The organism is Paenibacillus sp. SEL1 (assembly GCF_054602535.1).
In genome coordinates this window covers 4,281,217-4,302,173 of sequence record NZ_CM137723.1, presented here as the reverse complement: position 1 = coordinate 4,302,173, position 20,957 = coordinate 4,281,217, and the positions used below count along the sequence as shown (strand labels likewise).

Genomic DNA, 20,957 nt, shown 5'->3' with positions numbered 1-20,957 from the left:
TTAATTCACCTGCATTTCACATCATTTGACTAACTTCGTCAAAATTATAGCACAATTCAAGGTAAAAAAACTTTAATGGGAGCGATCGCGTCTGATTCATCCCGACCATATATACCTAAAAACGTTTTATCCTCTTTATACAAACGGAAGGGCTGATTGTCCGTCACAGGTGGTGAAATCATATTCAGCGACAGGCGTTGGCCTTGCAGAGCCGCAGTTACCTTGGCTTCAGCCACTATATGCTCAGGCATATAGTCAATCGCCTGATCTGTTGTAATAAGTCGCTCTCCAAGACTGCCATCCGCAACGAAACGCTCTATTTCTTCGAAAGTCAGACATCGTTCCGCAGGAATTCCCGCAGACATGGTTCGCTCCAGCTTGACCATCGTGGAAGGATATCCTAATTCACGACCAATATCAACACATAGTGTACGGATATAAGTACCTTTGGAGCATAAGGCACGAAAAGAAATATCCACATACACCCCCGTCTCCGCGAATCCCGTCATTTCCAACTCGTAAATGCTCACTTCACGACTTTTGCGCTCCACGGTTTTGCCTTCTCGAGCCAGTTCATATAGACGTTTGCCGTCCACTTTTAGCGCGGAGTACATTGGAGGTACTTGGGAAATCGTACCAACAAAACGCTTCAGGACCGCTTTGACTTCCACTTCCGTCACCTCTACGGGACGTTCACTCTCTTCCGTGATTTTCCCAGTCAGGTCTTCGGTATCCGTGGCAATTCCTAATCGCAGTGTAGCCCGATATTCCTTGGGCCGCTCCTGCATGTATTCCACCACACGGGTAGCACGTCCCAGACACAAGGGCAAAACACCGGTTACCTGCGGATCAAGTGTTCCAGTGTGTCCGATTCGCTTCATACCTAATAAACGGCGAGCCTTGGCCACCACATCATGAGAGGTAAATCCAGCAGGTTTATAGACAGGTAGAATGCCTTCCCAAGTCGCCTGTTCCTTCTTTATCGGATTCATAGCTCAGACTTCACCCGCCCTACTACTGTCTCAATGATATCTCCCAGCTTACCCTCTAGCCGGCAGCCAGCTGCACGTACATGTCCACCGCCCCCAAATGATTGAGCCAGCGCAGCTACATCAACATTCCCTGCCGATCTCAAGCTGGCCTTGACCGCTTGATCATTAATAACCTTAAAGAAAATGCCTACTTCAACTCCACGAATATTTCTTGGATAATTCACGATGCCTTCCAAGTCCTCATTTACAGCACCACAATCCGTCATGTCGTCAGGGGTTACTACGACCCAAGCGACTTTCCCATCCTCCGACATCGTGAGCGTTTGCAATGCTTTTGTTAACACCTTCATTTGTGGAAAGGTCATTTCCTCGAGCAATTTCTCGGATAAAGATGGACCATCTACACCGTAAGCAAGTAGCTGTGACACAGTAGACATCACTTTCGGTGAAGTGTTGGAGTAACGGAAACCTCCTGTATCCGTTAGCAACCCTGTATATAAAGCCGTTGCTATTTCGACATCCCAGGTTACTGCAAACTCTTTCAGTAGATCAAAAAGAATTTCTGCTGTTGCCGCAGCATCCGGCTTAATCACATTAACTGTACCGTAAGCATCATTCGTTGGATGATGATCAATATTCAGGATAATGGCATCTTCCGAAAAAAACTGCTCTGTCAAACCAACACGACGGTAATCCGCACAATCTACACAAATGATCCGGTTGTATTTCCGTTCTGGCGGTTGCTGGCTCATATCCATAATCTCATCGGCATGCCATAAAAAATCCATACGTTTGGGAATAGGCCCCTCATTCAGCATGGTAAATTTCTTCCCCAGACATGAGAGAAGCCAGCCCACCGTTACGGTGGAGCTGACTGCGTCTCCGTCCGGCTGTACATGCGATACGATCAGGTAATCATCATGCTCCAGAATAAATTCCTTCGCTTGTTGAAGCGCCTGTTCATAGGTATGCATTGCCTTCTCCTTTACATTCAGTTCATGGTTCCTTCAGACAAACTAAAAGTTTTATTTTTCATCCTTGTCGATATCACTCAGCAGTTTTTCAATTCGACTGCCGTAAGCAATAGATTCGTCAATTTTGAAAATCAACTCAGGAATATGGCGCAGCCGTATCCGTTTGCCGAGTTCAGAACGAAGATAACCGTTCGCTTTGTCCAATGCTTTCAGGGAAGAATTTTTTTGTTCTTCATCCCCGAGCACGCTCAAGTATATTTTCGCTTGGGACAAATCATTTGTAAGATCGACACCCGTTACGGTGATAAAACCGATGCGGGGGTCTTTTAATTCAGTTTGTATGAGTTGGCTTAGCTCCTTCTTGATCTGCTCGCCAACCCGACCTGTACGTATTTTAGCCATGGATGCTCACCTCTCTGCCGTTAGCGCTCCACTGTTTCCATGACGAACGCTTCAATAATGTCGAGTTCCTTAACATCATTATAGCCATCAAGGGTAATACCGCATTCGTAACCTTGGGCAACTTCTTTTGCGTCGTCCTTAAAGCGTTTCAGTGAGTCGATTTTACCTTCAAAAATGACGATGCCATCACGAATCAGGCGTGCTTCTGCTGAACGGGTAATTTTACCGGATGTCACCATACAACCAGCGATCGTACCGACTTTAGTAACTTTGAATACGTTACGTACTTCAGCATGCCCAATCACATTTTCTTTATATTCAGGATCCAGCATGCCCTTCATGGCTTGCTCTATTTCTTCAATGACATTGTAAATGACACGGTGTAGACGAATGTCCACTTTTTCAGCTTCCGCTGTAGATTTCGCCTGGTTATCCGGACGAACATTAAAACCAATGACAATAGCATTGGAAGCTGCGGCCAAAATAATATCGGATTCGGTGATTGCTCCTGCACCACTGTGAAGAATTTTAACGCGCACACCTTCGACTTCAATCTTGTTCAAGGAACCTTTCAACGCCTCGACGGAACCTTGTACGTCACCTTTAATAATGACGTTCAGATCCTTCATTTCGCCATCCTTGATGTGTTGGAACAGGTCATCCAGTGTTACACGGGTATTACTGCCCAGATCAGATTGGCGTTGCGTGATCGCACGTCTGTCAGCAATAGCACGAGCTTTGCGCTCATCCTCAAACACCATGAATGGATCGCCAGCAAGTGGAACTTCTGTCAAACCAGTAATTTCAACTGGAGTGGAAGGACCCGCTTCCTTAAGACGACGACCTTTATCGTTGACCATAGCACGCACACGTCCGAAGCAGTTACCCGCTACGAAAGCATCGCCGACTTTCAGTGTACCGTTCTGAACGAGGATACGGGCTACAGAACCGCGGCCTTTATCCAGTTCTGCCTCGATGATGGTACCACGTGCCCGTTTGTTCGGGTTCGCTTTGTACTCATTCACTTCAGCTACGAGCAGAATCATTTCGAGCAGGTCTTCCAGACCCATTCTTTGTTTCGCGGAAACGTTGACGAAAATCGTATCGCCGCCCCACTCTTCAGGTACCAATTCATATTCAGTGAGTTCTTGCTTCACTTTATCCGGGTTGGCATCCGGTTTGTCGATCTTGTTCACAGCTACGATAATTGGCAGACCTGCTGCCTTCGCATGGTTAATAGCTTCGACCGTCTGTGGCATAACACCGTCGTCAGCTGCAACCACGATAATCGTCATATCTGTCACTTGAGCACCACGTGCACGCATAGCGGTAAAGGCTTCGTGACCCGGTGTATCCAGGAAAGTGATTTTTTTGCTATTAATTTCAACTTGGTATGCACCAATATGCTGTGTAATACCGCCAGCTTCGCCACCGGTTACATTAGTCGAGCGAATGGCATCCAGCAAAGTTGTTTTACCATGATCGACGTGACCCATAATCGTTACAACTGGTGGACGTGTTCTCAGATCTGCAGGATCATCATTTTCTTCCACGGTTTCAAAACGATCTTCTTCGACCGGAATTTTCACTTCTACCTCGACGCCAAAGTCTCCGGCAAGCAAGAGGATGGTATCCATATCCAGTTCCTGGTTAATGGTGGCCATCGTTCCGAGCATAATCAGCTTTTTGATGACTTCTGACGCATCCTTATGAAGAAGCTTGGCTGTTTCGCCTACGGTCATCTCACCACGCACAATAATTTTCTTAGGCGTGTTGTCGATTTTCTCGCGACGTTCCTGTTGTTGACCTTTACCACGATTGTTAAATTTCCCGCCACGATTACTGCCACCGCGATTATTGCCTCCGCGACCACCGTTACCACCGCGTCCGCCGCCTTGACGGTTATCGTCAAAACGTCCTTGACCGGAACGGTTACCACCGTTGTTGGAGTTACTGCCTGTACGGTTGCCACCACTACGGTTCGCATTGTTGCTACCTGTGGAGGATGATGTTCTTACAGCCGTACCACCCTGACTACTCCCCTGAGGGCGTGAGTTAGTGCTTTGGTTACCTTGAGGACGCGAACCTGTGTTGCCACTAGGACGCTGTTGTCCTCCCTGTTGTTGACCATTACTGCGGTTTTGTGTACTTTGCTGACCAGTGGGTCTGCTAGTACTTTGTTGACTGCGGTTTTGACCGCCCTGCTGACTGCTTTGCGCTTTTGGAGCGCTACTTCGGTTACTGTTTTGGTTGTTGTTTGTCCTATTCATACTTACCTGCTTTTCCTGTTGATTTTTGGTTTGCTCAGTTGAATGATTACTATTCTGGCTTGAACCGGCCTGATTCGAGCTTACTTGCGCCGTACCTGCTCCACCTTGCTTGGCCGCAGCATTGGATTTAATATTCTTAAAAAAACTTTCCACTTTACCTACGGCATCATGTTCCATGACGCTCATATGGTTGTTCACGGGAATATCCAGCCGTTTAAGAATGGTGATAATTTCTTTGCTGCTCATGTTCAACGATTTGGCGTATTCGTATACCCGCACTTTGTCTTTGCTTTCTTGTTTACTCAATATACTCCACCTCCGACATTATCCCCGCATATTTCTTGATCAATTTCGCGAATCCTTGATCCGTCACAGCCAGCACAACCCGTTCAGGTTTGCCGATACTGCTTCCCAAGCTTTCCCGGTCAAATCCTATCAATAAGGGGATTTTGTACGTCCCGCATTTGTCGCGGAATTTCTTTTGAGTATTCATTGAAGCATCTTTCGCAAGAATGACCAGCTTGGCTTCTGAAGACCTGATCGCTTTAAAAACGATCTCATCACCTGTTAGCAGCTTGCCAGCTCTCATGGCAAGACCCAATCCAGACAGCGCCTTATTCATCCTGCACGCTGCCTTGTGCCGCCAGGAATTCTTCCTCGACGGCAGCAAAATCACGACTTAGCTGCTCATAAATATCAGGATGAACCGAGTGCTTCAATGCTCGATCCAGTGCCTTGCTCTTTTGAGCCAGCTTGAAGCAGGCGGCTTTGCCGCACAAGTAAGCGCCGCGTCCCGACTTTTTGCCAGTCAAGTCAATCAACACTTCGTCTTCAGGGGTTTTGACGACACGGATCAACTGCTTCTTTGGCATCATTTCATGACAGGCCACACATTTGCGCAAAGGTATCTTTCTCTGTTTCATGCATTAACCCCCCTACACTCCGCTTAATCTACAGAAACGGAATCCTGATGCATTTCATCGGTGGATGTTCTCGGTCTGCCGAGTTCTTCCTCCGCCTGTGTTTCACTCTTAATATCAATTTTCCAGCCCGTAAGCTTAGCAGCAAGACGAGCATTTTGCCCTTTGATACCAATAGCAAGAGAAAGCTGATAATCAGGCACAATAACACGCGCCATTTTCTCTTCTTCAAATACTTGCACTTCGAGCACCTTGGATGGGCTCAGCGCATTAGCCACGTATTCATCAACATTATCGGAATAACGTACAATGTCGATTTTTTCGCCACGCAGCTCATTTACAATAGTCTGTACACGTGTTCCTCTAGGACCCACACAAGAGCCAACCGGGTCAACCTCGGCGTTACGGGAATGAACCGCAATTTTAGAACGGAAGCCTGCTTCACGCGCTACGGAACGAATCTCTACAACACCATCAAAAATTTCAGGCACTTCGAGTTCGAACAAACGCTTAAGCAGACCCGGATGTGATCGGGACAGCATAATTTGCGGTCCTTTGGTTGTGTTTTCTACTTTGGTAATATAAGCCTTGATTCGATCCAGATGGCTAAATTTCTCATTAGGCATCAATTCACCTAACGGGAGAACCGCTTCCACCTTACCAAGATCAATATAAATGTTACGCGGGTCTTGGCGCTGTACAGTTCCTGTTACAATATCTTCTTCCTTGTCCACAAACTTGTTGTAGATCAGTCCCCGTTCCGCTTCGCGGATACGCTGGGTCACGACTTGCTTCGCAGTTTGTGCAGCAATCCGTCCAAAATCACGTGGTGTGACTTCGATTTCAGCGATATCTTCCAACTGAAAATGCGGGTTAATCTCACGGGCCGCAGGCAACGAAATCTCGGTGCGAGGATCCAATACCTCCTCAACGATCAGCTTGCGGGCATATACCTTAATGACTCCCGAGTTGCGGTTCATATCAACACGCACGTTTTGTGCGGTGTTGAAATTCCGTTTGTAACTGGAAATCAAGGCTGCTTCAATGGCCTCAAACAGCACATCCTTGCTGATCCCCTTTTCTCTTTCCAACTCGTTCATTGCTTCAATAAAATCCATACTCATGGATTACTGCTCCCCCTTTCAAATGATGCACCTGCGTACTGGTCGGCACACGAGGCAAAAAAACATGTAGTACATGTCAAACAGCAACAGTCAAATCTGAATTAAAATATGATCGCGAGCCTTGCACCAGCTACCTTGTCATAAGGTATGGCATGCTTCTTTTGTCCGCTTTGAACGGTGAGTTCCCCGTCTTCAAAAGAAAGCAAACGACCTTCGAATTCCTTCAGGCCGTTGATCGGCTCGTATGTAGTAACGAATACGTTTTTGCCTACCGCTTTAGTAACATCCTCCGCTTTTTTCAGCGGTCTTTCGGCGCCTGGTGAAGACACTTCCAGAAAATATGCTGTAGAAACAGGGTCATTTTCATCCAACTTTTGACCCAGATATTCACTGATCATACTGCAGTCGTCCAGATCAATTCCTCCGTCTTTGTCCACAAAAACGCGAAGAAACCAATTGCTACCCTCTTTGACATACTCGACATCGACCAGTTCAAAACCATGCTCATCGAGGAAAGGTTGGGCCATTTCTTCTACTACTGATTTGATCTTTGGTGTGCTCAAAGATTATAACCTCCAAAAGTGAACTTTCCTGTGGTGAAAAAAAGACGCCCTATTACCATGGACAATGCTTCTCCATCACCGGCTTTTTCATTTTCATTTGATGTAATGTTCATTTCGGGCTCACTGCAAATAAACCGGCGTACCGGTTTCGTGCCCAAAAATAACCTTTTCACGTTGTAACTGTATATCAAACAGTAAAGAGTGGGTTTCCCCACTCTTTTAGCAACGGTTTTATCTCCATGATTACCAAAAAAATTATAACATAACCATAGTTATGTGACAAGTGCCAGAGCTTGACTACTGTGGTTCGGATTAAAACAGAGACAGCTGATTACTCTCTGGCAGACCTCGAAAGCAACCCATCTGGGACAGCATTTCGACAATGGTTTTACTAGCTTTCGATTTTTGTTGAAAATCCTCGACAGACAAAAATTCACCATGTTCACGGGAGGCTGCGATGTTACGTGCTGCATTGTCCCCAATTCCCTGAAGAGCTCCGAATGGCGGAATGAGTGAATCTCCATCCACCTTGAAGCGTGTAGCTTCAGAACGGTACAAATCAATGGATTTAAAACTAAACCCGCGAGCCGTCATTTCCAGGGCCATTTCCAGGATCGGAAGCATCCCTTTTTCTTTGGGCGGTGCCTGAAAGCCGAGTTGCTCGATTTCGACAATCTTCCGTGCGATTGCATCATATCCCTGACAGCACAGTTCAATATCAAAATCGGCTGCACGTACTGAAAAGTAAGTCGCATAATATTCAATCGGATGATACAGCTTAAAGTACGCTGTGCGCACTGCTGAAATAACGTAGGCTGCAGCATGCGCCTTCGGAAACATGTACTGGATTTTCAGACAGGAATCAATGTACCACTGTGGCACCTTGCATTTTTTCATTTCCTCAATCCATTCAGCACTAAGCCCCTTACCTTTACGTACGCTCTCCGTAATTTTAAAGGCCAGACCTGCGTCCATCCCTGCCTTGTAAATCAAAAATAGCATGATGTCATCACGGCAACCAATTACAGTCTTGATGTTACAGGTATTATTCTTAATCAGTTCCTGTGCGTTCCCCAACCATACGCCCGTGCCGTGAGACAGTCCGGATATTTGCAGTAAGTCAGCAAAAGAACTTGGCTGCGACTCTACTAGCATTTGGCGTACAAACTTCGTCCCCATTTCTGGTACACCATAGGTAGCTACAGGTGTGCGGATTTGCTGGGGTGTTACACCGAGCGCCTCCGTGGAGTTGAACATGCTCATCACCTTTGGATCATTCATTGGAATGGTCGTAGGATCGACACCAGTCAAATCCTGAAGCATCCTCATCATGGTCGGATCATCATGACCCAGAATATCGAGTTTGAGTAGATTCGCATCAAAAGCGTGATAATCAAAATGCGTTGTTTTCCATTCCGAGCTTGTATCATCGGCGGGGTACTGTACCGGCGTAATATCCTCGACCTCAATATAATCGGGAACAACGACAATTCCGCCTGGATGTTGCCCGGTACTGCGTTTGACCCCTGTACAGCCCGAAGCCAGCCTGTTCAGCTCAGCCCCACGCCATTTTTTATGATGCGCCTCTTCATATTTCTTTGCAAAGCCAAAGGCTGTTTTCTCGGCAACTGTACCGATGGTTCCAGCACGGAATACACTTTTCTCACCAAATAATACTTTCGTATAGTTATGTGCGACAGGCTGATATTCGCCAGAAAAGTTCAAGTCAATATCGGGAACTTTATCTCCCTTAAACCCAAGAAACGTTTCAAACGGAATATCCTGTCCCTCACCCTTCAGTTTGCCACCGCATTTGGGACAGTTTTTGTCCGGCAAGTCAAATCCGCTCGGCACACTACCGTCCAAAATCCATTCGCTATGTCTGCATTCAGGATTACCGCAAATATAATGTGCAGGCAGTGGATTAACCTCGGAAATACCGAGAAAGGTAGCGACTACAGAAGATCCAACAGAACCCCGTGAACCTACCAGATATCCATCCTTATTAGACTTTTTAACCAAACGCTCGGAAATGAGATAGTTGGCAGAGAAACCGTATTTAATAATCGGCTCTAGTTCTTTTTCAAGACGGGCTACAACCACTTCGGGCAATTCCTCACCATAGATGGATTTAGCTGTCTCGTAGCAAGTGTTGCGGATTTCCTCGTCCGCCCCATCCAGCAAAGGTGTGAACAGCTTGTCAGGGAACAGCTCCAGCTCCTCAAATCGATCCGCCAACTCACTGGTATTCTTCACAACGACTTCATAGGCTTTCTCCTCGCCCAAAAACTCGAATTCTGCCAGCATTTCGTCTGTAGTGCGTAAATGCGCATCTGGCTTACGAATATCTTTTAGCGGGCTAAATCCCGTAATGCCGTGTATCGTAATATCACGGTACAACTTATCGCGAGTTTCCAAATAGTGAACATTGCCTGTGGCAATTACGGGCTTATCAAGTCGCCGTCCAATTTCGCATACTTTGCGTATTGCCGTTTTCAGAGCATCGGGCCCGCTTACCAGTTGTTTTTCTACTAAATGCATATACATCGTCAAAGGTTGAATCTCCAGCACATCATAAAACTGTGCAATTTCCTCGGCCTCTTCCTCGGACTTGTTTAACACAGCCTCAAAGAACTCTCCTTTTTCGCAACCAGAAATAATAAGCAATCCGTCTCTCATTTCTGACAATTTGGATTTAGGAATACAAGGCACACGCTTGAAATATTCGGTATGAGACATCGAAACCAGCTTGTACAGATTTTTTTTACCAATCGGATTGAGGGCATAAATACAGCAGTGAAAAGGACGAACGGTCGATAAATCCTTACCCACATAATCATTCAGACGATCGAGCATTTTTAAACCCTTAATTTGTTCCGCATCATTCAACAAGCCATTCAGCACTTCAGTCAGTGCGACTGTATCGTCAATGGCTCGGTGATGACTTTCTAGCGCCACTTTATATTTGGTCGTCAGCGTATTCAGACGGTGGTTTTTCATTGTTGGAAACAGTAAACGAGCCAGTTCTAGCGTATCCAGTACCGGATTGGTCATTTCAGGCAAACCCATATTTCGAAGGGTCGCCTGGATAAAGCCGACATCAAATCGCGCATTATGGGCAACCAATACAGCATCGCCAGCAAAAGCTACAAACTCCTTCATAACAGGTTCTACATCCGGCGCGTCCTTGACCATTTCATCGTTAATGTTGGTCAGTTGCTGGATATTGTATGGTATGCGCTCATGCGGATTAACAAAGGTAGCATAACGATCAACTTCTTTGCCATCATGCATTTTTACAGCCGCAATCTCAATGATTTTATTCTGTGTAACCGATAAACCGGTGGTTTCAATATCAAAAACGACATAAGTCGCTGTTTTCAAATTTAATGGTTGTGCCTGCATTACAACCTCAACGGCATCATTAACCACGTTGGCCTCAACACCGTAGATCATTTTAATGCCGTTTTTCTTTGCAGCCTTAGCTGCATCAGGGTAGCACTGCACACCGCCATGATCAGTGACCGCAATCGCCTTGTGCCCCCATTTGGCAGCTGTTTTGACGTATTGATCAATCGAGGCAACAGCATCCATAGCACTCATCTTTGTGTGGAGATGGAACTCAACCCGTTTTTCCTCTGCATTATCCTTACGTGTGGGTGGAGCCTGTACTTCAACTAGATCGGAAGGAATCATAACCAGCTCGGGAATTTGCATAAAACGATCATATTCAACTCGCCCCCGCACTTTGACCCATTTCCCGTTAGCCAACAAACTGAGGATCTTTAGATCTTCTTTAGTTTTAGCAAACATTTTCATTTGCAGGGAATCACTAAAGTCGGTCAAATAATACGTAAACAACGTACTGCCATTGCGCAATTCTTTACTATCCAAACCGAAGATTGTTCCTTGTAAGGTGACTTTTTTCTCTTCGTCCTGAATATCTTGCATCGGAACAGCTGGTTCTTTGATGTCATAACCAAATTGAAGCCGTACGTCTCCTTCTTCTTCATCCAAAGGCGGCATTTCGGATTCCATACTTTCCATCATCTGCTGAATAACTTCGCGTTCTTCCTGCATCTTCTTTTCTTGGAATTGCTGTAATGCCTCCTGGTTACTTTCACCCACTTGGACTTTAATGCGCATAGAGAGTCCGAAATATTTATCGTAAAATTTGATGATAGCTTGATCTATCTGTTTTTTACGCGCCAGTTCCAATGACATACTGTCGCTCATCGTCAGCAATAATAGACCGTCTTCCCACTCATGCACAGCCCGATTCATCCAACCGTTAACAGATGGGATCTCACGATGCACCCACTCTAGAAAAAGTTTCCAGTATTCACTAATGATATCACCAGGCTGAATCTGCTCACTATACTGAAAACGGAACGTAATTTTTGCGATGTGACTCATTTTTTCCTGTACTTGAATACAGAACGTACGATACACCTGAGCGGGGACCAGTGTCTCCTTGGCAATGGTGATATTCCAATCCTTATTGGTACGGCTAATCTCCACTTGATCAATCCAACCGTCCAAAAAATAAGGTTCAACCACTCCAGCCGGCATCCCAACTTGCTTCATCAGCAGTTCCAGCCGCTTTCTCTTTTCTTCAGCTCCGCCCATGGCTCTCCCCCCAATTTTAAATCTACCATTCTGAAAACATGAAAAGCTTCTGCGTCAAAAACATCTCCGACCGCAAAAGCTTTTCGTAGCCCTCTTCAATCCTTCTCACAACGACATAGATCCTTCGGAACATTGTCCCGTAACAGCTACCATGTCAGCAAGAAGAATGAAGTGAGTATAGTGATATTGCCCTACATCTATATTAATACGCCCGTGCAAACACTACTGTATGCTTGGCAGGTTTGCCACAACACAAACATGTGGACTTTTGCTCGGTTGTTTTAAACGGTATGTTACGGCTTGTAGCACCTGTTACTTCTTTAACTTTGTCTTCACATTCTTCAGCTCCGCACCAGCCTGCCAAAGTAAAGCCGCGTTTTTCTTCCATGAGAGTCTTCATTTCATCCAGCGTATCGACGGAATAGAAGTTTTCTTCCATGAAATTTTTTGCACGATCAAACATCTCCTGCTGTACCTGTGCGAGCATCGCGTGTACTTCCTCAACCAGGTTATCCTGCTGCACGATTTTTTTCTCACCGCTGATGCGGGACACGAGCACACAGACACCGTTTTCCATATCACGAGGTCCGATTTCCAGACGAACCGGCACACCGCGCATTTCATATTCATTAAATTTCCAACCTGGACTTACATCGCTGCGGTCGTCCATTTTAACACGCACTCCCGCTTGTTTCAACTCAGCAAATAGTTCATCTGCACGAGCGATAACGGCATCACGCTTCTTAGGTGGTCCAATTGGAACCATAATAACCTGCGTAGGCGCAACTTTAGGAGGCAATGCCAGACCACGGTCATCTCCATGTACCATAATCAGTGCACCGATCAAACGTGTACTTGTTCCCCATGAAGTCGTATGCGCGAATTCCAAGTTGTTTTCACGACTCAAATATTTAATGTCAAATGCAACGGCAAAATTAGTTCCCATATAGTGGGAGGTCCCAGCTTGTACCGCCCGTCCATCCTTCATCATCGCTTCCAGTGAAAATGTATCCTTCGCACCTGCAAACTTTTCAGAAGGTGTTTTCTGTCCAGTAATGACCGGAATAGCTAGAACTTCCTCAATAACCTCACGGTATACTTCCAGCATTTTCATCGTTTCTTCGCGTGCTTCTTCTTCTGTTTCATGGGCCGTGTGACCTTCTTGCCACAAAAATTCACTTGTGCGCAAGAAAGGCAGCGTGCGTTTTTCCCAACGCACTACATTAGCCCATTGGTTAATAAGCACAGGCAGATCACGATAGGATTGAATCCATTTGGAGTACATATGACCAATCATGGTTTCCGAAGTCGGACGAATTGCAAGACGCTCTTCCAGCTTTTCCCCACCAGCCTCGGTTACCCAAGGCAGTTCAGGATTAAACCCTTCAACATGCTCTTTTTCCTTTTGAAAAAAGCTTTCTGGAATGAACATTGGAAAATAGGCATTACGGTGCCCTGTTTCTCTGAAGCGCACGTCCATGGCTTCCTTGATATGCTCCCAGATTTCAAAACCATCGGGGCGGAATACAATACATCCGCGAACAGGGGAATAATCCATCAGTTCTGCTTTTTTAATAACATCAATATACCATCGGGAAAAATCTTCGCTCTGCGGCGTAATTTCCTCGACAAACTGTTTATCGTTCGACATAGAAATGCATGTCCTCCCATACAGACCGTTTTTATATAAGTCCGTCTCTAATTAACCATTAATTAAGCGTAAAATATCGTTATACGTGACCGCAATCATAAGCAGGAATAGCATAGCAAAACCAACGAAATGGACCATTCCTTCCCTGCTCGGATCGACGGGACGCCCTCTTACCGCCTCCACACCAAGGAAAACAAGTCTGCTTCCATCCAGCGCCGGAATAGGCAATAAATTAAATATCCCCAGATAAAGACTCATTATAGCAGTCCAATACGTCAACTGCTCAATCCCCTGCTTGGCAATTTGCCCCGTCACTTCAAAAGTACGTACCGGTCCTCCCAGGTCATTGATAGAAAAACGTTGAATAAGCTGGCTAAATCCTTGAAAAATAATATCGGTCGTTCTGACCATGGATTGCCCGGCAAATTTGAACGTTTCACCCACACCTGCTTGGCGTTTTGGAAGTTCAGGCACAATGCCCACCTTGCCACCCTTTTGTCCTTCCATTGCACGAGGTGTAATAGTAAGATCAAAGGTCTTATTATCACGGCGAACCGTCCACTTCATCGGCTTGTCTTGAGAATCCGCAATCAGTTTGATCATGTTTTCAACATTCGCACCAATGGCTATTCCATTCACCGATTCGATGATATCTCCCTTATGCAAATCAGCTTCAGCAGCAGGCATACCTGCTGTAATTTCACTAATTTGGACATACGTCGGGTTGTCCACTTGTATGCCGACCATCTGAATATGCAGACCAAACAAAATAAAGGCAAGAATAAAATTCATCAGTGGTCCAGCAAAAATAGCCATCGCACGCTGTCCTACTGTTTTACTCCCATACTGCCGATCCTTGGGTGCAATCTGAATGGATTGACCTTTGGTTACCATCATCGCTTGCGGGTGTACAGTGTATTGCTGATCTTCGCCATCTACATCCAATTTTAAAGTTAACGACTGTTCCAGATCAATATCCAACACTTCGCCGCGCACCACATTCTTACGATTATCCAGTTGATCCAGATAGATGGTCTTCACGACGTCATCCGTTACGCGTACAGCAATCGTTTGTCCGGTCTCAATTTCATTGACCTCCGGATCCTCTCCCGCCATGCGGGCAAAGCCACCGAACGGCAACAAACGCAACGTAAATCGCGTCTCGTTTCTTTTATAAGAAAACAGTTTCGGACCGAAACCGATCGCAAACTCCCGTACCAGAATCCCGGCGCGCTTGGCAAAATAATAATGCCCCCATTCATGCACTGTCACTATGACGAAAAACATGAGCACCGTCATCAACACTATTTGAATCGTTTCCAATCGTTTCCGTTCCCCTTTCAATGAGATCGAGTTTGTCTTCCTAGATTATCATTATTCTCCGATCCCGCACAAGAGAATCACATTTCGTTTCTAACCCAACATTAGCCTACAATTCTGCAGCTATGCTACGAGTCTCTCCGTCACATGCTTCAATCGCAGACAGATCAGGATTAGCCACATTGACATGCCGCTCCAGCACACGTTCAATAATAGCTTCAATATGCAGAAAAGAAATTTCTCCACGCAGGAAACGGGCAACAGCAATCTCATTAGCTGCATTAAATGCGGTCGGTGCTGTACCACCCATTTTACCACATTCGAAGGCAAGCCTTAAACAAGGAAAACGATTATAATCCATTTCCTTAAAATGGAGTCTGCCCACTTCAGCCAGTGACAACGGCTTCGCCGGGGACTTCATACGCTCAGGATAAGTCAATGCATATTGAATGGGTACTCTCATGTCCGGATTCCCAAGTTGAGCAACAATGCTTGTATCCTGAAACTCAACATAGGAATGAATAATGCTTTCCGGATGAAGCAACACATGAATCTGCTCATAATCAAGTCCGAATAGCCAATGCGCCTCAATGACTTCCAGCCCCTTGTTTACCATCGTTGCTGAATCAATTGTAATTTTGGCCCCCATTGACCAATTGGGATGCTTGAGTGCATCTTCCACTGTAACTTCACGCAACTGTTCTCTTGTCAAATCTCGAAAAGAACCCCCTGATGCTGTGAGAGTAATATGTGCCACATCTTTCATACGCTCACCATTCAAGCATTGGAAAATAGCTGAATGCTCACTGTCAATCGGCAGCAACGGCACTCCTTTCGCCCGAGCCCGCGCTGTGACCAGATGACCAGCAGTAACCAGTGTTTCCTTATTGGCCAAACCGATCTGTTTTCCAGCCTCAATTGCGGCCAGCGTGGAGTGCAATCCGACACTGCCCATTACAGCCGTCACAACCATATCCGCCTCTGTGTTCGCAGCAAGCTCAACGAGTCCTTCATTTCCCCAATACAGTTCCGTTCCAGAAGGCAGTAAAGGACGAATTTCATCCGCCAACTGCCGAGTACCCACAGACACTTTTTTGGGTTTATAAAGATGAGCCTGCTCAGCAAGTAACTTTATATTAGAACCACCTGCTAAAGCCTCAACAGTAAACTGATCCGGGTGCATGGACACTACATCCAGCGTTTGAGTTCCAATAGATCCGGTTGAACCAAGTACCGTAATTCTTTTCATGATGCACCTTCCTATCCTGAAAATCACTTTTATCCAGGAGCTCATTGATTGTTATTCAGGCAGCTATGCTACTGGTTCCAACCTTCTAGTAGCGCAGAGTGAGCAGCATAGAGATTAGCCTGAGCATAAACTGTAATCAATAGACTCATGGAAGCAGCATCAGCATATGTACAAATGGAAAAACGACAATCCAGCTGTCGCAGCGGTCTAGTATACCACCGTGCCCTGGCAGCAGATTACCGGAATCTTTAATGCCGTACACTCGTTTGTATGCAGATTGTACCAAATCGCCCAGTTGTCCCACAACTGCACATGACAAACCGATACCGATGGCTTTGCCCCATGGCAGCAGTCCACCCGATAATCCAGCGAATACAAGAGCTATAACCAACGCTAAAACGATGCCGCCAATGGATCCTTCAACCGTTTTGTTAGGACTGATCGCAGGCCATAATTTCGTCTTTCCTGCCATTTTGCCTACAAAATATGCCCCTGCATCACTTGCCCAAATACAAGCCAATAATAAAAATGTCCATAACAGTCCATGTTCCATATGACGTGATTCCGCAATATACGAAAATCCAAACCCTATATAAACGGTACCAAGAAATAATATAGCTACCGTTTGAATCGGGATTTTATTTTTTGTTCCTACCGTGATGATCATAAAAGCTATCATTACCAGCCAAAGCATACTGGCAAAGGGTAAGGGTGAGTGCAAACCAAAAGGTTCATACGGGAATACAAAAGCTAATATGCTTACGTATCCAAGTATTGCTGTACCTCCAAAAGGAGATACCTGCGTCATTCGTGCGAACTCATAAAATCCGATTAGGGCCATCGCCAATATAAGCAAATGGTAGGCCAAGCCGCCCCACAGGACCATCGCCAAAAAGAATATGCCTGCCAGAATACCGGTAATTAATCTCTGTCTCAACGGCTTTCATCCTCCATTTACTTCAGTCCGCCATACCGCCGTGTTCTTTGCTGATATTCGATCACTGCTTCGTATAAGTGTTCTTTCTTAAACTCAGGCCAATAAATATCAGTAAACCACAACTCACTGTAGGCAAGCTGCCAGAGCATAAAATTACTAAGTCTAAGCTCACCGCTTGTTCGAATCAGTAAATCAGGGTCTGGCATACCACTAGAAAGTAACGTATTACCGATCAGCTCAGATGTTATATCTTCTGTTTTAAGCTTCCCATCCGCAATTTGACGGCCCAATGTTTGCATGCATTCTGTGATTTCCAACCGACTTCCATAATTTAATGCAAAATTAAGAACAAGTCCGGTATTATTTTCAGTTCGTCGAGTCGCTTCAGTCAGCGCCTCAACGGTATGGGAAGGTAAATGTTCCTTATTGCCCATCATACGCACTTGCACATTTTTTTCAATCAGCTCATCTAGCTCAATAGCCAGAAATTCCTGCGGTAAGCGCATTAGAAAATCAACTTCGTCCTTTGGACGCGTCCAATTTTCAGTTGAAAATGCAAACAAAGTTAAATACTTAATACCCAGTTCATCCGCTGCAATTGCTGTGCGTTTCACTGCCTTCATTCCATTTTGGTGCCCTACAATCCGCGGCATTCCAATCCGTTTGGCCCATCTGCCGTTCCCATCCATGATGACAGCAACATGCTGCGGAATATTGTCTTTTGAAATGGCCGGTGTTTGCTGTTTTTGTTCCCCGTTCCACCAAGACCGAACCCGTTTGATCATTCCAGTTCCTCCAGCATTCTCTGAAAATGTGCCTCAGGCTTGAAAAGAGACAAACCCCACCGTAAGGGAGGGGCTGCCAATCTTTTAAACTTCCATAATTTCTTTTTCTTTTGCAGCTAAAACTCTATCCACTTCAGCGATAAACTTATCAGTTGTTTTCTGGATATCTTCCTGATGTTTACGAGATTCGTCCTCGGAAATATCACTTTTCTCCAATTTTTTGATGTCATCATTGGCATCACGACGAATGTTACGAATAGCGATCTTCGCTTCTTCACCGTTCTTCTTCGTCAACTTCACCAAGTCAGTTCTGCGTTCCTCCGTCAAAGCAGGAATGCTCAGACGAATGGTGTTACCATCATTCGAAGGTGTCAAACCTAAATCGGATTTTTGTATAGCGCGCTCGATATCGGCCAAGGAAGATTTGTCCCAAGGCTGAATCATCAAGGTCCGGCTGTCAGGTGTATTGATATTCGCCAGCTGGTTGACTGGAGTCATTGCACCATAATACTCTACCTGTACACGGTCCAGTAAAGCTGGTGTCGCCCGTCCTGCACGCAAAGATGCAAGATCACGTTGCAATGCTTGGATTGCTTTTTGCATGCGTTCCTCAGCACTCTTTTTCACAGATTGTGGCATTAATTTACACTCCCTTTGACGATCGTACCAATTTTCTCACCCAGCACGACACGTTTAATGTTACCTTGCTCTGTAATAGCAAAGACAATCAACGGAATATTGTTATCCATGCACAACGAGGAAGCGGTAGAATCCATGACACCGAGATTTTTGTTGAGCACATCCAAATACGTAAGCTGCTCATATTTCTCGGCTGTGCTATCTTTAAACGGATCAGCAGAATATACGCCATCCACTTTATTTTTAGCCATCAGAATTACTTCCGCTTCAATTTCAGCAGCACGTAATGCAGCAGTAGTATCAGTCGAGAAGAACGGATTACCTGTACCTGCTGCAAAAATAACAACCCGACCTTTTTCCAAATGACGGATAGCTCTACGGCGGATATAAGGTTCAGCAATCTGTTGCATCGCAATGGATGTTTGTACACGAGTAGGTACTTCAATCTGTTCCAAAGCATCCTGTAAGGCCAGTGAGTTCATCACTGTTGCCAGCATACCCATGTAATCTGCCGTGGCCCGGTCAATTCCGTTGGCACTTCCAGCAATACCACGCCAGATGTTACCGCCACCACACACGATAGCAACTTCTACTCCCAGTTCCACCACGTCTTTGACTTGTTCGGCAATGGACGCAATCGTATCCGCATCAATACCGTAACCGTTAGGACCTGACAGCGATTCACCACTAACTTTCAGGACAACACGCTTAAACACAGGTTTTTCCAAATGATCACCCTCCAATATCATTTATACTTTATGTAACAGGATAGGTGTCCTGTTGCAAGAAAAGGAACACTGATGTGTTCCATTTCCGTTTTTTCCATATGCAATTACCGTTCGTTGGTAATTATTGTTTCACTTGAGACATAACTTCTTCGTAGAAGTTATCTTCTTTTTTCTCCAGACCTTCACCCAGTTCAAAACGAACAAAGCGACGCAGGGAGATGTTTTCGCCAATTGTACTGATTTTTTCGTTGATAAGCGTGGAGATTGTTTTGTCTGGATCTTTGATGAAAGATTGCTCCAACAAGCAGAACTCCTCATAGAACTTACCAATGCGGCCTTCAACCATTTTTTCAACGATTTTCTCTGGTTTACCTTCGTTCAGAGCTTGTGCTTTCAGGATTTCTTTTTCTTTTTCGATTTCTTCCTGTGGCACTTCTTCACGACGAACATAACGAGGGTTCGATGCAGCGATATGCATTGCAATGTCGCGTACAAAATCTCTGAACTGGTCTGTTTTAGCTACGAAGTCTGTTTCGCAGTTTACTTCTACCAGTACGCCGATACGGCCGCCAGCATGAATGTAGGATTCAACAACACCTTCAGTAGCAATACGACCTGCTTTGTTGGCTGCAGCTGCAAGTCCTTTTTCGCGCAGAACTTCAACCGCTTTTGTCAAATCACCGTTTGCTTCTTCAAGCGCTTTTTTACAATCCAGCATTCCTGCGCCTGTTTTTTCACGAAGCTCTTTTACTGCGCTAGCATTAACTGCCATATTATTTCCCTCCAAATTTGATTTTCAGTGGTATACCGTGCTTTATTCCTTAAAAAAAGGGTAGTGAGAGGTTATACACCTGCCAACCACCCTTTTCATTTAATTCATATAGGTATTTCCTAATGGAAATATTATGCTGTAGTTTCTTCGCCTTGGTTTGCTTCCATAACTGCATCAGCCATTTTACCTGTCAGCAATTTAACAGCGCGGATTGCGTCGTCATTACCTGGGATAACATAGTCGATTTCGTCTGGATCGCAGTTTGTATCAACGATACCTACGATTGGGATACCTAATTTGCGAGCTTCAGCAACCGCGATACGTTCTTTGCGTGGATCAATGATGAACAGAGCACTCGGAAGGCCCTTCATGTTTTTGATACCGCCCAAGAATTTTTCAAGACGATCTTTTTCTTTGCGAAGAATGATAACTTCTTTTTTAGGAAGAACTGCGAATGTACCGTCTTCTTCCCAAGCTTCCAGTTGTTTCAAACGGTCAATACGTTTTTGAATCGTTTGGAAGTTAGTCAGCGTACCACCCAACCAACGTTGGTTAATGTAGAATTGACCAGCGCGTGCTGCTTCTTCTTTAACGGAATCTTGTGCTTGTTTCTTCGTGCCTACGAACAGAATTGTACCATTCTCAGCTGCAATGCTTTTTACGAAGTTGTAAGCTTCCTCAACCTTTTTCACTGTCTTTTGCAAGTCAATGATGTAAATACCGTTTCTTTCAGTGAAGATATAACGATCCATTTTCGGGTTCCAGCGACGTGTTTGGTGACCAAAGTGAACCCCAGCTTCCAAAAGCTGTTTCATGGAGATTACTGCCATCTTCACGCACCTCCTAAGTTTGGTTTTTTGTGTGTCCTCCGCCGACATCATTTTTCATAAAGACTTTCCATTGGAAAGCACCCTCTATAAAATTAACCGACGTGCGTTTTTAACACCGTCAATTAATATACCATAACATTTGCATCGTTGCAACCAACTTTTCGACAATAGT

The 20,957-nt window shown here is 45.2% G+C and carries 18 protein-coding genes; all 18 read right to left on the bottom strand.

Going from position 1 to position 20,957, the window contains the following annotated elements; genetic code table 11:
• Positions 1–56 precede the first annotated feature (56 nt).
• Positions 57–992: a tRNA pseudouridine(55) synthase TruB gene (truB, locus tag ACYCSE_RS20160; RefSeq protein WP_322159326.1), complete on the bottom strand. Its 936-nt coding sequence runs from the start codon at positions 990–992 to the stop codon at positions 57–59.
• On the bottom strand, positions 989–1,966 hold the full coding sequence (locus ACYCSE_RS20155; RefSeq protein WP_061829438.1) for a DHH family phosphoesterase: 978 nt from the start codon (positions 1,964–1,966) through the stop codon (positions 989–991). The genes truB and ACYCSE_RS20155 overlap by 4 nt, the downstream gene beginning before the upstream one ends.
• Positions 1,967–2,017: 51 nt before the next feature.
• Complete coding sequence (gene rbfA, locus ACYCSE_RS20150; RefSeq protein ID WP_010346342.1) at positions 2,018–2,368, bottom strand: 30S ribosome-binding factor RbfA; 351 nt, start codon at positions 2,366–2,368, stop codon at positions 2,018–2,020.
• Between the two features lie 20 nt (positions 2,369–2,388).
• Positions 2,389–4,944 (bottom strand): translation initiation factor IF-2, encoded by a 2,556-nt coding sequence (infB, locus tag ACYCSE_RS20145; RefSeq protein ID WP_061829439.1) that lies wholly within the window; start codon positions 4,942–4,944, stop codon positions 2,389–2,391.
• The gene (locus ACYCSE_RS20140) at positions 4,937–5,260 is read right to left on the bottom strand and encodes a L7Ae/L30e/S12e/Gadd45 family ribosomal protein (protein WP_459699553.1); all 324 of its coding nucleotides are present in this window, start codon (positions 5,258–5,260) and stop codon (positions 4,937–4,939) included. The genes infB and ACYCSE_RS20140 overlap by 8 nt, the downstream gene beginning before the upstream one ends.
• Complete coding sequence (rnpM, locus tag ACYCSE_RS20135) at positions 5,253–5,561, bottom strand: RNase P modulator RnpM (protein WP_007430067.1); 309 nt, start codon at positions 5,559–5,561, stop codon at positions 5,253–5,255. Before rnpM ends, ACYCSE_RS20140 begins: the two co-directional genes overlap by 8 nt.
• A 23-nt stretch (positions 5,562–5,584) precedes the next feature.
• Positions 5,585–6,682, bottom strand: a complete 1,098-nt coding sequence (nusA, locus tag ACYCSE_RS20130; RefSeq protein WP_013309927.1) for a transcription termination factor NusA — start codon at positions 6,680–6,682, stop codon at positions 5,585–5,587.
• A 101-nt stretch (positions 6,683–6,783) separates the two neighbouring features.
• A complete protein-coding gene (rimP, locus tag ACYCSE_RS20125; protein WP_061829440.1) occupies positions 6,784–7,245 on the bottom strand; it encodes a ribosome maturation factor RimP in 462 nt (153 codons plus the stop codon).
• Between the two features lie 312 nt (positions 7,246–7,557).
• Positions 7,558–11,874, bottom strand: coding sequence for a PolC-type DNA polymerase III (locus ACYCSE_RS20120; RefSeq protein WP_250268108.1), 4,317 nt, complete (start codon positions 11,872–11,874; stop codon positions 7,558–7,560).
• Between the two features lie 202 nt (positions 11,875–12,076).
• On the bottom strand, positions 12,077–13,525 hold the full coding sequence (gene proS / locus ACYCSE_RS20115; protein WP_069291738.1) for a proline--tRNA ligase: 1,449 nt from the start codon (positions 13,523–13,525) through the stop codon (positions 12,077–12,079).
• Positions 13,526–13,576: 51 nt separating this feature from the next.
• Complete coding sequence (gene rseP, locus ACYCSE_RS20110; protein ID WP_061829443.1) at positions 13,577–14,848, bottom strand: RIP metalloprotease RseP; 1,272 nt, start codon at positions 14,846–14,848, stop codon at positions 13,577–13,579.
• A gap of 106 nt (positions 14,849–14,954) precedes the next feature.
• Entirely contained in the window at positions 14,955–16,094 is a 1,140-nt protein-coding gene (locus tag ACYCSE_RS20105; RefSeq protein ID WP_250261622.1) for a 1-deoxy-D-xylulose-5-phosphate reductoisomerase, read from the bottom strand.
• Positions 16,095–16,239: 145 nt separating this feature from the next.
• Complete coding sequence (locus ACYCSE_RS20100; protein WP_029517015.1) at positions 16,240–17,031, bottom strand: phosphatidate cytidylyltransferase; 792 nt, start codon at positions 17,029–17,031, stop codon at positions 16,240–16,242.
• A gap of 17 nt (positions 17,032–17,048) precedes the next feature.
• Positions 17,049–17,816 carry an isoprenyl transferase gene (locus ACYCSE_RS20095; RefSeq protein ID WP_023988210.1) on the bottom strand — a complete coding sequence of 256 codons (768 nt, stop codon included), beginning with the start codon at positions 17,814–17,816 and terminating at the stop codon, positions 17,049–17,051.
• An 84-nt stretch (positions 17,817–17,900) separates the two neighbouring features.
• Entirely contained in the window at positions 17,901–18,455 is a 555-nt protein-coding gene (gene frr, locus ACYCSE_RS20090; RefSeq protein WP_440723077.1) for a ribosome recycling factor, read from the bottom strand.
• A complete protein-coding gene (pyrH, locus tag ACYCSE_RS20085) occupies positions 18,455–19,183 on the bottom strand; it encodes a UMP kinase (protein WP_013309918.1) in 729 nt (242 codons plus the stop codon). The genes frr and pyrH overlap by 1 nt, the downstream gene beginning before the upstream one ends.
• Before the next feature lie 121 nt (positions 19,184–19,304).
• Positions 19,305–19,955 carry a translation elongation factor Ts gene (gene tsf, locus ACYCSE_RS20080; protein WP_013309917.1) on the bottom strand — a complete coding sequence of 217 codons (651 nt, stop codon included), beginning with the start codon at positions 19,953–19,955 and terminating at the stop codon, positions 19,305–19,307.
• 131 nt (positions 19,956–20,086) lie between these two features.
• Entirely contained in the window at positions 20,087–20,785 is a 699-nt protein-coding gene (rpsB, locus tag ACYCSE_RS20075; RefSeq protein ID WP_013309916.1) for a 30S ribosomal protein S2, read from the bottom strand.
• Positions 20,786–20,957 lie beyond the last annotated feature (172 nt).

Coding starts and splice junctions, on each gene's coding strand:
- proS (WP_069291738.1), bottom strand. CDS start 13,525: ATGTCGAACGATAAACAGTTTGTCGAGGAAATTACGCCGCAGAGCGAA.
- ACYCSE_RS20155 (WP_061829438.1), bottom strand. CDS start 1,966: ATGCATACCTATGAACAGGCGCTTCAACAAGCGAAGGAATTTATTCTG.
- ACYCSE_RS20140 (WP_459699553.1), bottom strand. CDS start 5,260: ATGAATAAGGCGCTGTCTGGATTGGGTCTTGCCATGAGAGCTGGCAAG.
- ACYCSE_RS20120 (WP_250268108.1), bottom strand. CDS start 11,874: ATGGGCGGAGCTGAAGAAAAGAGAAAGCGGCTGGAACTGCTGATGAAG.
- rbfA (WP_010346342.1), bottom strand. CDS start 2,368: ATGGCTAAAATACGTACAGGTCGGGTTGGCGAGCAGATCAAGAAGGAG.
- rpsB (WP_013309916.1), bottom strand. CDS start 20,785: ATGGCAGTAATCTCCATGAAACAGCTTTTGGAAGCTGGGGTTCACTTT.
- tsf (WP_013309917.1), bottom strand. CDS start 19,955: ATGGCAGTTAATGCTAGCGCAGTAAAAGAGCTTCGTGAAAAAACAGGC.
- nusA (WP_013309927.1), bottom strand. CDS start 6,682: ATGAGTATGGATTTTATTGAAGCAATGAACGAGTTGGAAAGAGAAAAG.
- ACYCSE_RS20095 (WP_023988210.1), bottom strand. CDS start 17,816: ATGATCAAACGGGTTCGGTCTTGGTGGAACGGGGAACAAAAACAGCAA.
- rnpM (WP_007430067.1), bottom strand. CDS start 5,561: ATGAAACAGAGAAAGATACCTTTGCGCAAATGTGTGGCCTGTCATGAA.
- truB (WP_322159326.1), bottom strand. CDS start 992: ATGAATCCGATAAAGAAGGAACAGGCGACTTGGGAAGGCATTCTACCT.
- ACYCSE_RS20105 (WP_250261622.1), bottom strand. CDS start 16,094: ATGAAAAGAATTACGGTACTTGGTTCAACCGGATCTATTGGAACTCAA.
- frr (WP_440723077.1), bottom strand. CDS start 18,455: ATGCCACAATCTGTGAAAAAGAGTGCTGAGGAACGCATGCAAAAAGCA.